Origin of the sequence: Pseudonocardia sp. ICBG1034 (assembly GCF_020131375.1) — a bacterium.
Lineage (GTDB): Bacteria > Actinomycetota > Actinomycetes > Mycobacteriales > Pseudonocardiaceae > Pseudonocardia > Pseudonocardia alni.
The window spans coordinates 475,082-487,492 of the sequence record NZ_JAHLEK010000017.1 but is presented as its reverse complement, the minus strand read 5'-3'; the positions used below and the strand labels follow the sequence as shown (position 1 = coordinate 487,492).

Genomic DNA, 12,411 nt, shown 5'->3' with positions numbered 1-12,411 from the left:
AACGTCCACATCGACTCCTCTGCGCATCCGGCCGGGCGTCGTCGCCCGCAACGAGTGCATCGTCGTTCACTAACCATGCCCCTGGCAAGTCCTGTCGCCACCACCGGTCGGGCCCGGCGCGGGCGCGTCCGGACCCGCGCGGGCGGCCCGGCCGGGGCGTCGCGCCGGTGCCCGGGGAGGTTGTGAACGACGAGTGACTACGGGCTTGTGGTCGGGGAGGTGATGCCGCGATGCTGTCCGCCTCAGGTGAGCTCGGCAAGGAGGCTGGTGTGGACCTGCAGGGACAGCTCGGGACGATCGATGTCACGCGTCTGCGCGGACGACGTGCGGTGAACCGGTGGGAGCGGACCTCGGTCGGGGACGTGTTCGAGCGCCTGACCTGGAGCTACCCCGAGAAGACCGCGATCACCGGCCGGCCCGGTGCCTACGGTGAGGAGCGGTTCGCCTCCGTGACCTACCGCGAGGCCGACGGGATCACCAGCCAGGTCGCCCACGCCCTCGCGGCCCGCGGTCTGGAGCCGGGCGCGCGGGTCCTGCTGTTCTGCGAGAACTCCGTCGAGGCCTACCTGGCCAAGGTCGGTGTCGCGAAGGCGGGCATGGTGGCCGTACCGGTGAACCCGGCCCTCGCCCCGGACGTGCTCGAGCACCTGATCGGCCAGGCCGAGCCGGGACTGGCGATCGTCGACGCGGAGCTGTGGCCGCGGGCCGAGCAGGCGTTCACCGCCACCGGGCTGCGTGTCGGCGCCACGATCACGATCGGCGGCGGGCCCGTCGCGGGGAGCCCGAGCTTCGGGGACCTCCTCGAGGGTCTGCCGGCGACCGAGCCCGACGTCGAGATCCACGCGGACGACATCTGGGAGATCCTCTACACCTCGGGCACCACGGCGATGCCCAAGGGCGTGATGATCTCGCACGGGTCGACCCACCTCGCCGCGCTGAACTTCACGGTCTCGCTCACCCGCGGCCTGCGGGTGGAGACCGACCTCAGGGTCGCCACCGCGCTGCCGGTGATCTACCACGTCGGCGACCAGATCTTCACCTTCTCGGCGTTCCTGGCCGGTGGCTCCCTGGTGCTGGGCCGGCGCCCGCTGCCCGACCAGCTCGTGGCGACGATCGCCGAGGAGCGCCCGACCGCGTTGTGGGCGGGCTCCCCGCAGTTCGTGGCCGCGATCGACGCCGTGGCGGAGCGGACCGGCGCGGACCTGTCCAGCCTGACCGTGCTGGTGTACGGCTGGGGTGCCCTCGAACCGGCCGTGTACGCGCGGCTGCAGGAGCGGGCCCCCGGCCTCGTGGTGCTGGGCATCTTCGGGCAGACCGAGGCGATCGCCTGCCACCGGTTCTGGCCCGCCAGGTGGAGCGAGGTCTACGCGCGGACGGCTCCGTCGGTGAACTACGTCGGCGTCCCGAGCCCGCTCCTCGCCTCCGACGTCGTCGACGAGACCGGGGTGTCGGTCCGGGACACCCCGCACGTCCCGGGCGAGGCGGTGTACCGCAGTCCCGTCGTCACCGCGGGCTACTACCTGAACGAGGAGGCCACGCGGGAGGCGTTCCGCGGTGGCTGGTTCCACTCCGGGGACAGCGCAGCCGTCGACGAGGACGGTCTGCGGATCATGGTGGACCGCTTCAAGGACATCGTGAAGTCCGGTGGGGAGAACGTCTCCAGCCTGCGGGTGGAGTCCGTCCTGCACGGGCACCCGGCCGTGGAGAAGGCGGCGGTGATCGGGCTGCCGCACCCCCACTGGGGTGAGGCCGTGACAGCGGTCGTCGTGCTGCGGGAGGGCGCGGAGGCCGACGCGGAGTCGATCATCGCGCACTGCCGGGCGACGCTGGGCGGGTACGAGACGCCGAAGGCGGTCGTGTTCGTGGACGGCCTGCCCGAGACGGTGGGCGGCAAGGTCCTGAAGTACCGGCTCCGCGCGCGGCACGGCGCCCTGTTCGAGCAGGTCTGAGCGCGGACGATGCGCTCACCGGCGCGGCCGACCCGCGGCCGCGCCGGGGCGGTCCGCGGGACGACCGGCACGCCGCCGGTCACGCCCAGCGGAGCGGGTCGTCCTCCAGCGCGGAGCGGTCCCAGCGCCCGAGGTCCGCGGCGGCCGCGTAGGTCGTGCGGAGGAACTCGGCGACCGCGCGGTCCGGGTCCGGTGCGGCGCGGGCGATCTCGTAGGGCAGCAGGAACTGCTGGAAGTCCGCGCTGTAGAAGGCACCGTCGGGGCCGACCGGGGCCTCGGCGAAGCCGTCGGGCGCGGGGTAGGAGTAGGAGTAGAAGGCGCCCTCCTCGCCGCCACCGGGCCAGAAGCCGCAGCTGGACAGCTCCCGCGAGTAGCCCTCGACCATGACCCAGTCGCCGCAGTTGGGCACCCCGCCCGGGTGCGGCGGCGCCGTCCGGCCGGAGAAGCGGGTGCAGGCCAGGTCCATGCCGCCCCAGAAGAAGTGCACCGGGCTGACCTTGCCGACGAAGTGCGACCGGAACTCACCGATCACCCGGTTCGCCTGCAGCAGCTGTCGCCAGAACAGGGTGGCCGCCTCGGCGTCGTAGGAGGCGTGGGTGTGGTCCTCGGCGAACGGGATCGCCGGGTCGACCTCGTTGGGGTGCGGCCGGATCGGCGCGGAGACGCCGAGCCTGCCGAGCACGTCCAGGACCTTGCCGTAGAACTCGGCGACCGGCATCGGCGCCAGCCCGAAGCCGAGCGCGCCGCCGTCGCTGCTGCGGACCTCGAGCCGGTGGCCCAGCAGGTCCAGCTCGATCTCGAAGGCCCCGGTGCCGAACGGGACCGCCGACGTCGTCAGCCCGCGCGGGCCCACGTACAGCGTCACCTGCCACCAGTGGTTGAGCAGCGGGGCGTGGGCCATGCGGATCTTGCCCACGATCTGGGTCCACATGTGCAGGGTCTCGCGGGTGGCGGTCCAGTCCGCCACGCGCAGGCTCGGCCAGCTCGTCGTCGTGCTGCTCATCGGGTCTCCTCGTGGGGTCGGCCGTCGCCCGCGTCAGCGGTACTCGGGGTTGGTGTGCCCTGGGTGGGTGCCGTCGTCCCAGGCCGTGCGCTGGTTGCCGTGCGCCGGGAACCCGCCCGCGCCCCGGATCATCGCAGCGAGGTGCATCAGGTTGTAGGTCATGAACGCGATGTTGCGATTGGTGAAGTCGTTCTCCGGTCCGCCGGAACCCTCGTCCAGGTAGGACGGGCCGGGGCCGACCTCGCCGAGCCAACCGGCGTCGGCCTGGGGCGGGACGGTGAACCCGATGTGCTGCAGGCTGTAGAGGATGTTCATCGCGCAGTGCTTGAGGCCGTCCTCGTTGCCGGTGAGCAGGCACCCGGCGACGCGTCCGTAGTAGGCGTACTGGCCGTGGGGGTTCAGCACGCCCGAGTGGCCGTACAGGCGCTCGATCACCCGCTTCGTCACGGAGCTGTTGTCGCCCAGCCAGATCGGCCCGCCGATGACGAGGATGTCGGCGGCGAGGACGCGGTCGAGCAGGGCGGGCCACGCGTCGGTGTCCCAGCCGTGCTCGGTCATGTCGGGGCGGACGCCGGTGGCGATGTCGTGGTCGACGGCGCGGAACCGGTCGACGTCGACCCCGTTCGCCTCCATGATCGCGATGCTGCGGTCGATGACGCCCTGGGTGTGGCTGCGGCCGGGGGAGCGGTTGAGGGTGCAGTTGACGTAGGTCGCGCGGAGCCCGGTGAAGTCGGGGCTCCCGGACGTCGCGGACGCATCGGTGGGTGCGGGGCGGGTCACCCGGCGAGTGTCGGGTCCGGCCGGCCCCGGCGGATCGGTCACCGGATCGGTCGTCCCGGACGATCCGGACGACCTGGTTACGGTGGTACGACGGATCGGCCGTGCCACGGCGGGACGGCGGGACGGGGCTGCGGGGGGTCATGGAGCTGTTCGGGCGGCGTACCGAGACCGCGGCACTGGAGCGGCTGCTGGCACGCGCGGCCGACGGCGCGGGTGCGGCGCTCGTGCTGTGGGGGGAGCCGGGCATCGGCAAGACCGCACTGGTCGACCACGTCGTCGACGCCGCGTCCGGGTTCACGGTGCTGCGGACCCGGGGCACCCGGATCGAGACGGGGCTCGCCTTCGGCGCACTGCACGCGCTGCTGTGGCCGGTGCTGGACCGGCTCGACGAGCTCCCGGACCCGCAGGCCGCCGCGTTGCGCGGCGCGTTCGGGATCAGCCGGGACCCGGCCAACCGGTTCCTCATCGGCGCGGCCGTGGTGTCGCTGCTCTCCGGCCTGGCCTGGGAGCGGCCGGTGCTCGTCGTCGTCGACGACGCGCAGTGGGTCGACGAGGCGACGGCGCACTGTCTGGGCTTCCTCGCGCGCCGGGTGCGGACCGAGCCGGTCGTGGTGATCCTGACCGACCACGCGGACCCGTCCCCGGGCCCCTGGGACGGGGTGCCGGCGCTGGAGGTCGTGGCCCTCACCGACGACGACGCCCGCCGGCTGGTCGCCGCCGCCGTCCCCGGCGCCGACGAGGCCCTCGTCGAGGGCACGGTCGCGACGGCGGGGGGCAACCCGCTCGCGTTGCAGGAGCTGCCCACCGTCGGGCGCGACGCCGACGACGGGGCGTCCGGGGAGCCGATGCCGGTGGGGCCCCGACTGCGGCGGGCGTTCTGCGCCCGTGCCGAGGCGCTGAAACCGGCCACCCGGGCGTTGCTGCTGCTGGCGGCCGCCGAGGGCCGGGGCGACCGGCACGTCGTCGACCGGGCCGGTGCCGGGTGGGGTGTCGACGCCTCCACCTGGGACGAGGCGCTGCGCTCCGGCCTGCTCCAGGCCTCGGGCGCCCGCCTCCGGTTCCGCCACCCGCTGGTCCCGGCCGCCCTCTACGACGGCGCCCCCTTCGCGGACCGCCGGGCCGCGCACCGCGCGCTGGCCGCGGCGCTGCCGACCGAGGCCACCGAGCACCGTGCCTGGCACCTGGCGGCCGCCGCGGACGGCGCCGACGAGGACGTCGCGGCGCTGCTGGAGCAGGCGGCCACCCGGTGCCTGGAGCGCAGCGCCGGCCCACTGGCGGCACGCACGCTGCGGCGGGCCGCCGACCTGTCACCGGACCCCGCGGACGCCGCGCGCCGGCTGGCGGTCGCCGCCCGCGCCGCCTGGGACGCCGGCGACGCCGAGGGGGCCCGGCGGCTGCTCGACGACGCCGAGCGCCTGGGTGGGGTGGAGCCCGTCGTGCGGTGCAGCGGCGGGCTGCGCGGGATCCTCGAGTTCACCGTCGGCCTCCCCGAGCGCGCCCACCACTACCTGGTCGGGGACATGGCCGTCGTCGACGGGACACGCACGGCGATGGAGCTGGGCACGGTGGCGGCCCGCGCGGCGTGGTCGGCGGGCCGCCCGGATCTGCAGCAGGCGGCGCTGGCGCGGCTGCTCGCCCTCGACCCCGGCGGCGAGCCGGCACCGGTCATGCCGACGCTGCGGTCCTGGTGGGCCTGCTACGACGGGGCCGGTCGGGCCGCCGGGCCGCTCCCGGCCCCGGAGGCCGCCACCGTCGGCCTGCTCGGGACCGTGCCGTGGGAGCTGCTGCCGCCCGTGCCGCTGGCCCAGGCCTGCGGGGTCGAGGGGCCCCTGTACGACGTGCTGCGGGTGCAGGCCGCGCAGCTGCGGCGGCGGCACGAGCTCGCCGCGCTCGCGATGGTGCTCGCGCAGAGCGCGGTCCTCGACGCCTCGGCGGGCCGGTGGGAGGCGGCCGAGGCCGGGGCCACCGAGGGCCTGCGGCTGGCCGAGGAGGTCGGAGCGGACCACGTGGCGAGCCAGTGCCGGCTCTGTCTGGCCAACCTGGCCGCGGCCCGCGGCGACGCCCCCGGACTGGACGGCCACACCACCCGGGCGCTGGCCGTCTCGGTCCGGCAGGGGGTGCGCGCGCTCACCGCGTCGGCGTACTGGGTGCGGGGCCGGGCCGCGCTGTTCGAGGGCAGGCCCCGCGACGCCCTGCTCCACCTGATGCCGCTCGACGAGCCCGGCCACGAGGCCGCCCACCCCACGTTCGCGCTGCTCGCCGCCCCGGACACCGCCGAGGCCGCCACGCAGGAGGGCCGCACGGAGACGGCCGCGGCCCGGCTGGTGGCCGTCGAGACGTGGGCCCGGCGGACCGGCGCCCACTGGGCCCGGACCGCCGCCCATCGTCTCCGCGCCCTCGCCGCCGGCGGCCCGGAGACGGAGGCCGCGTTCCGGGCCGCGCTCGACGGCGCGGGTACCGTGCCGGATCCGTTCGAGCAGGCCCGCACCCGGCTGCTGTACGGCGAGTGGCTGCGGCGGGTCCGCCGGCGCGCCGACGCCCGGCACGAGCTCACCGGGGCGGCCGAGACCTTCGCCCGCCTCGGCGCGGCGCCGCTGCGGGCACGGGCGGTGCGGGAGCTGGGCCTGGCCGCGCAGTCCGGGGCGCGGCAGGAGCCGGCCGGGGCCGGGCTCACCCCCCAGGAGCTGCGGGTCGCCCAGCTGGCCGCCGAGGGGCTCACCAACCGGGAGATCGCGGCCCGGCTGCTGATCAGCCACCGCACGGTCGGGCACCACCTGGGCAGCGTCTACCCCAAGCTCGGCGTCACCTCCCGTGCCGAGCTCGCGCGGATCGACATGGCGGGCGACCTGAGGTTCCACACCACCGGGGGCGGGGAGTGACCAGGCCCGCCGGCCGGTGACCGATCGCGCGCCGGCCCGCGCCGGAGGCGAGCGGTCCCTCTCTGTCGTGGGCGGGTCGCGTCCCCGTTCCGGACCACGGTGCCGGCCACCCGTCGGAGGCGGCCGGCCACCGTGGCCGGGAGCGGAGCTCAGAAGCCCCGCGCGAGCCGGTGGTAGGCGTTGTTCCAGCGCAGCTCGTGCAGGAAGGTCCGCGGGCTCGTGGTGTCGCCGATGTGCACCAGCTCGGTCCCGACGATCTCGGCCAGGTCGTCGAGGGCCTCGACGCCGACGGCGGTCGACAGCACCGTGTGGTGCGGGCCGCCCGCCATCAGCCAGCACTCGGCCGAGGTGGCCAGCGTCGGCTCCGGGACCCAGGTCGCCGTCGCCACCGGCAGCCTCGGCATGGGCTCGTCCGGGTCGACGACCTCGACGTCGTTGCTGACCAGGCGGAAGCGCTCCCCGAGGTCGCAGATGCCGAGCACCACGCCCGGGCCCGGGTCGGCGGTGAACCGCAGCCGGACCGGGTCCTCGCGCCCGCCGATGCCCAGCGGGTGGATCTCCAGCGACGGCCGGGACCCGGTGATGCTCGGGCAGACCTCCAGCATGTGCGCCCCGAGGATGCGTTCGCGGCCGGGTCGCAGGTGGTAGGTGTAGTCCTCCATGAACGACGTGCCGCCGGGCAGCCCGGTGGCGACGACCTTCACCGCGCGCAGCATCGCCGCGGTCTTCCAGTCGCCCTCGGCGCCGAAGCCGTAGCCGTCGGCCATCATGCGCTGCACCGCGAGACCGGGGAGCTGGCGCAGTCCGCCGAGGTCCTCGAAGTTCGTGGTGAACGCCTGCGCGCCCGCCGCCTCCAGGAACGAGCGCAGCCCGATCTCGACCCGCGCGCCGTAGCGGAGCGCCTCGTGCCGGTCGCCGTCGGGGAGCAGTTCGGGGACGACGGCGTAGACCTCGGCGTACTCGGCGACGAGCTTGTCGACGTCGGTGTCGGGGACCTGGTCGACGACGGCGACGAGGTCGTTCACGCCGTAGGTCTGCACCGACATCCCGAAGACCCGGGTGGCCTCGACCCGGTCGCCGTCGGTCACGGCGACGTCGCGCATGGAGTCGCCGAACCGGACCAGCCGCAGCGCGCGCAGCTCGGCGGCACCGGCGGCCGCGCGGGTCCAGGTCCCGATGCGGTCCCGGAGCACCGGGTCGGAGACGTGCCCGGCGACGGTCTTGCGGGCCAGGCCGAGCCGGGTCTGGACGTAGCCGAACTCGCGGTCGCCGTGCGCGGCCTGGTTGAGGTTCATGAAGTCCATGTCGATCTCCGACCAGGGGAGGTCGACACCGGCCTGGGTGTGCAGGTGCAGCAGCGGGCGCGTCAGGGCCTCGAGCCCGGGGATCCACATCTTCGCCGGGGAGAAGGTGTGCATCCAGGTGATGACGCCGAGGCAGCGGTCGTCGGCGTTGGCCTCCAGGCAGATCCGCCGGATGGCGTCGGCGTCGGTGAGGACGGGCTTCCACACCACCCGCACCGGGATCTCGTCGGCGGTGTCGAGCCGGTCGGCGACGACCTTCGACTGGTCGGCGACCTGGGCGAGGGTCTCCTCGCCGTAGAGGCCCTGGCTCCCGGTCAGGAACCAGACCTCGTAGCTGTCGAGCAGCGAGCCACTCATCGGACATTCCTCCTTCGGGGGCCTGCAGCGCTCAGCGCTGCCCGTAGACGTTCTGGTAGCGGTCCCAGAGGCTGTCGATCTCGTCCTGGGGGATGGGCACGGTGTCGCCGAGCTGGCGGGCGAGGTGCACGGTGCGGGCGACGTCCTCGCACATCACCGCGGCCTTCACCGCGGCACGGGCGTCGGCGCCCACGGTGAACACGCCGTGGTTCTGCATGATCACGGCGGGGGAGCGGCTGCCGGCCAGTGTCTCGACGACGCCGCGGCCGATCGACTCGTCGCCGATCAGCGAGAACGGGCCGATCGGGATGTCCCCGCCGAACTCGTCGCTCATCGCGGTGAGCACGCACGGGATCGGCTCGGCGCGCGCCGCCCACGCGCTGGCGTAGGTGGAGTGGGTGTGCACCACCCCGCCGACCCCGGGCATGGCCCGGTAGACGTGGGCGTGCGCCGCGGTGTCCGACGACGGCGTCAGGTCGCCCTCGACCGGGGTGCCGTGCAGGTCGCACAGCACCATGGTCTGCGGGGTCAGGTCGTCGTAGGAGACCCCGCTGGGCTTGATGACCATCAGGTCGTGGCCGGGGACGCGGGCCGAGACGTTGCCCGCCGTCCAGACGACCAGCCCGTAGCGGACCAGCTCGGCGTGCAGTGCGCACACCTGCTCGCGCAGGCGCGCCACGGTGGCGGCGACGCCGGGGGAGGCCTGTGTGTCGGTCATGCGTCGAGGTCTCCTTCTCGCTGGGCGCGCGCCTCGCGGCGGATCGCGCGCAGGCGGTGCATCACGTCGTCGCCCCGGCCGAAGTGGTCGTGCAGGCGCGTGTACTCGGCGAACAGGGCGTCGTAGGACTTCGCCGACTCCTCGTCGGGCAGGTGTGCGCCCTCCCTGACGCGGCCCATCGCGGCGGCCGCGGTGGGCATGTCGGGGTGGACCCCCGCGGCGACGGCCGCGTGGATGGCCGAGCCCAGGGCCGGGCCCTGCCCGGTCTCGACGACGGTGAGCGGCAGCCGCGTCACGTCGGCGTAGATCTGCATGAGCAGGGCGTTCCGGGTGAGTCCCCCGGAGACGATCAGCTCGGTCACCGGGACGCCGGAGGCCGCGAAGGTCTCCACGATCATCCGGGTGCCGAACGCGGTGGCCTCCAGCAGCGCCCGGTAGGTGTCCTCGGGCCGGGTCGCGAGGGTCTGCCCGACGACGACGCCGGACAGCTCGTGGTCCACCAGCACCGACCGGTTGCCCGAGTGCCAGTCCAGCGCGACGAGCCCGTGCTCGCCGACCGCCTGCCCGGCGGCCAGCTCGGTCAGGTGTTCGTGCACGCCGAGCCCCCGCGCCCGGGCGGCCTCGTGGTAGGCGGGCGGCACGCCGTTCTCGACGAACCAGCCGAAGATGTCGCCGACGCCGCTCTGCCCGGCCTCGTAGCCCCAGAGCCCGGGGACGATGCCGCCGTCGACGACGCCGCACATCCCGGGCACCTCGCGCAGCACGTCGGAGCTCATGACATGACAGGTGCTGGTCCCCATGATCGCGACCATCTGCCCGGGCCGGACGGCGTTCGCCGCGGCGGCGGTGACGTGCGCGTCGACGTTGCCGACGGCGACCGCGATGCCCTCGGGCAGCCCGGTCCAGCCTGCCGCCTCGGCGGTCAGCGGCCCGGCGACGGCGCCCAGCTCACCGATCTCGTGGGCGACCTTGGTCTCGGCGAACCCGGCGAAGGCCGGGTTCAGCGCACCGAGGAAGTCCCGGCCGGGATAGACGCCGTCCTGCAGGATCCCCTTGTACCCGGCCGAGCAGGCGTTGCGGACGTAGCGGCCGCACAGCTGCCAGACGATCCAGTCCGCGGCCTCGACCCAGCGCTCGGTCCTGGCGTAGACCGCAGGGGCCTCCTCCAGGATCTGCAGACCCTTCGCGAACTCCCACTCCGAGGAGATGAACCCGCCGTAGCGGGGGAGCCAGCTCTCGCCCCGCTCGGCGGCGAGGGCGTTGATGCGGTGGGCCTGCGGCTGGGCGGCGTGGTGGCGCCAGAGCTTGGTGTACGCGTGCGGCTCGTCGGCGAGGTCGGGCACCTCGTTCAGCGGGGTGCCGTCGTCGAGGGTCGGGACCATGGTGCAGGCGGTGAAGTCGGTGGCGATGCCGACCACCCGCGCCGGGTCCACCCCGGCGGCGGCGACCGCCTCGGGGACGGCGCGGCGCAGGACGTCGACGTAGTCCGACGGCACCTGCAGCGCCCAGTCCGGCGGCAGGCGCAGGTCCGGCCGGCCCGGCAGGGCGTCGGTGACGACGGCGTGGGTGTAGGCGTGGACGGCGGTGCCGAGCTCGGCCCCGTCGGCGGCACGGACGACGACCGCCCGTCCGGACAGCGTCCCGAAGTCGACGCCCACGACGAGGGCGTCGGCGGGGTCGACCGGTGGTCGGATCATGAGCACTTCCTCGGGTCACGAAACGGCCGACCGAGCGATCGGACGGCGGGCGAATGTTATCGCTAACAGCAGACGACCTCAACGGTCTGCCAGCAGCCACTGTCCGCAACGGGGGCTCTTGTGCGGCACGTTCACCTGGTGCGGGTCGTCGTCGGCCGGGGCGTCGGGACCGGTCGCCGGGCCGGGCGGGGTCGGTGCCGGAGGTCGGGCGGCGCCGGTGTGGGGGTGTCAAAGGTGTTGGCGGTCGCGGCGGCGACGGCCCGGCGCGCACCGTCCGGGTCGGGTCGGGAGCCCTCGTGACCCGACGGTCCCTGGCCGGTGTTAACCCTCACGTCGTTGGGAGTGTTCGCATCGTCGTGGGCGCCGCGCCGCGTCGGGCGGTGGTCGTCACGAGACTGATCGACTCTGTTCAGGGCAATGCATAACGGAGATATAACGGTACTTCCGTCGATCATCATCGGTGGTTAACGTTCACATTCGGGATCTCTCCCGATCTGACCGGTGAGACCCGCCCGCTGCCGTCTCGACGAGGAGATCGCCTGTGTTCACGAGGATGCGCACCGTCGCCGTCGGTGCCCTGCTGGTGCTGGGACTGGCCGCCTGCGGCGGCCAGGGAGCCGGGGGAGGTGGCGGCGCGGGGCCGGGTGCGGCACCCGGTGACCTGACGGTCGGCGTGTCGATGCCGACCCAGACCTCCGAGCGCTGGATCGCCGACGGCAACGCGGTCCGCGACCAGCTCACCGCGGCCGGCTACCAGGTGGACCTGCAGTACGGCGGCGACGACATCCCGACCCAGTCCCAGCAGATCGACCAGATGGTGACCAGCGGTGCGGACCTGCTGATCGTCGCGGCCATCGACGGGACCGCCCTGTCCGGGCAGCTGCAGGCGGCCAAGGACGCCGGCATCCCGGTCATCGCCTACGACCGGCTGATCCGGCAGAGCCCGAACGTCGACTTCTACGTCACCTTCGACAACTTCCAGGTCGGCGTCGCCCAGGCGAAGGCGCTGCTGCGCGGCATGGGCCTGCAGGACGCCGACGGGGCGGCCGGCCCGAAGAAGGGCCCGGTCGTCGTCGAGCTGTTCGCGGGCTCCCTCGACGACAACAACGCCTTCTACTTCTTCGACGGCGCCATGTCGGTGCTGAAGCCGTTGATCGACAACGGCACGATCCGGGTCAAGAGCGGCCAGACGACGATCGAGCAGACCGCCACGCTGCGCTGGGGCCAGGAGACGGCCCAGAAGCGGATGGAGGACCTGCTCACCTCCACCTACAACGACGGCAGCCGGCCCGACGGCGTCCTGTCGCCCTTCGACGGCATCTCCCGTGGTGTCATCACCGCCCTGCAGAACGCGGGCTTCGGCACCGCGGCCAAGCCGATGCCGACCGTCACCGGGCAGGACGCCGAGATCGCCTCGGTCAAGCTGATCGACGACGGGGTGCAGAGCTCCACGGTCTTCAAGGACACCCGCAAGCTCGCGGAGCAGGCCGTCGTGGCCGCGAAGGCGTTCCTCGGCGGCGGCACCCCGGAGGCGAACGACACCACCACCTACGACAACGGGGTGAAGGTCGTGCCGTCCTACCTGCTGCCGGTCCGGACGGTGTTCAAGGCCGACATCCGGCAGGTCCTCGTCGACTCGGGCTACTACACGGCCGAGGACGTCGCCCGCGGCCGCCAGGGCTGAGCCCGTCGAGCCGGCCCCACCCTTCCGCAACGGAGGACGA

Annotated in this window: 8 protein-coding genes; 3 read left to right on the top strand and 5 right to left on the bottom strand. The window is 74.0% G+C overall.

Annotation, left to right across the window (positions count from 1 at the left end):
* Positions 1-230 precede the first annotated feature (230 nt).
* Positions 231-1,949 (top strand): AMP-binding protein, encoded by a 1,719-nt coding sequence (locus tag KPF22_RS17175; protein ID WP_224402677.1) that lies wholly within the window; start codon positions 231-233, stop codon positions 1,947-1,949.
* 79 nt (positions 1,950-2,028) lie between these two features.
* Here the strand turns inward: KPF22_RS17175 and KPF22_RS17170 are convergent, their stop codons facing one another.
* Both KPF22_RS17170 and KPF22_RS17165 read right to left on the bottom strand, forming a co-directional pair.
* The gene (locus tag KPF22_RS17170) at positions 2,029-2,952 is read right to left on the bottom strand and encodes a DUF5996 family protein (RefSeq protein WP_224402676.1); all 924 of its coding nucleotides are present in this window, start codon (positions 2,950-2,952) and stop codon (positions 2,029-2,031) included.
* A 33-nt stretch (positions 2,953-2,985) separates the two neighbouring features.
* Positions 2,986-3,732 carry a flavodoxin family protein gene (locus KPF22_RS17165; protein ID WP_208818569.1) on the bottom strand — a complete coding sequence of 249 codons (747 nt, stop codon included), beginning with the start codon at positions 3,730-3,732 and terminating at the stop codon, positions 2,986-2,988.
* A gap of 101 nt (positions 3,733-3,833) precedes the next feature.
* Between KPF22_RS17165 and KPF22_RS17160 the strand changes: the two genes are divergently transcribed.
* Entirely contained in the window at positions 3,834-6,611 is a 2,778-nt protein-coding gene (locus KPF22_RS17160) for an AAA family ATPase (RefSeq protein WP_224402675.1), read from the top strand.
* Positions 6,612-6,760: 149 nt separating this feature from the next.
* On the opposite strand, the gene araA is transcribed toward KPF22_RS17160, so the two are convergent.
* From araA to araB, 3 genes are read right to left on the bottom strand one after another with little or no spacing between them, the layout of a single operon-like run.
* The gene (gene araA / locus KPF22_RS17155; RefSeq protein ID WP_208818571.1) at positions 6,761-8,272 is read right to left on the bottom strand and encodes an L-arabinose isomerase; all 1,512 of its coding nucleotides are present in this window, start codon (positions 8,270-8,272) and stop codon (positions 6,761-6,763) included.
* Positions 8,273-8,303: 31 nt separating this feature from the next.
* Positions 8,304-8,990, bottom strand: coding sequence for an L-ribulose-5-phosphate 4-epimerase (locus tag KPF22_RS17150; protein WP_208818572.1), 687 nt, complete (start codon positions 8,988-8,990; stop codon positions 8,304-8,306).
* Positions 8,987-10,687, bottom strand: a complete 1,701-nt coding sequence (gene araB, locus KPF22_RS17145; protein WP_224402674.1) for a ribulokinase — start codon at positions 10,685-10,687, stop codon at positions 8,987-8,989. Before araB ends, KPF22_RS17150 begins: the two co-directional genes overlap by 4 nt.
* 553 nt (positions 10,688-11,240) lie before the next feature.
* Between araB and chvE the strand changes: the two genes are divergently transcribed.
* Entirely contained in the window at positions 11,241-12,371 is a 1,131-nt protein-coding gene (chvE, locus tag KPF22_RS17140; protein ID WP_208818614.1) for a multiple monosaccharide ABC transporter substrate-binding protein, read from the top strand.
* Positions 12,372-12,411 lie beyond the last annotated feature (40 nt).

Coding starts and splice junctions, on each gene's coding strand:
- KPF22_RS17175 (WP_224402677.1), top strand. CDS start 231: ATGCTGTCCGCCTCAGGTGAGCTCGGCAAGGAGGCTGGTGTGGACCTG.
- KPF22_RS17170 (WP_224402676.1), bottom strand. CDS start 2,952: ATGAGCAGCACGACGACGAGCTGGCCGAGCCTGCGCGTGGCGGACTGG.
- araA (WP_208818571.1), bottom strand. CDS start 8,272: ATGAGTGGCTCGCTGCTCGACAGCTACGAGGTCTGGTTCCTGACCGGG.
- KPF22_RS17150 (WP_208818572.1), bottom strand. CDS start 8,990: ATGACCGACACACAGGCCTCCCCCGGCGTCGCCGCCACCGTGGCGCGC.
- araB (WP_224402674.1), bottom strand. CDS start 10,687: ATGATCCGACCACCGGTCGACCCCGCCGACGCCCTCGTCGTGGGCGTC.
- chvE (WP_208818614.1), top strand. CDS start 11,241: ATGCGCACCGTCGCCGTCGGTGCCCTGCTGGTGCTGGGACTGGCCGCC.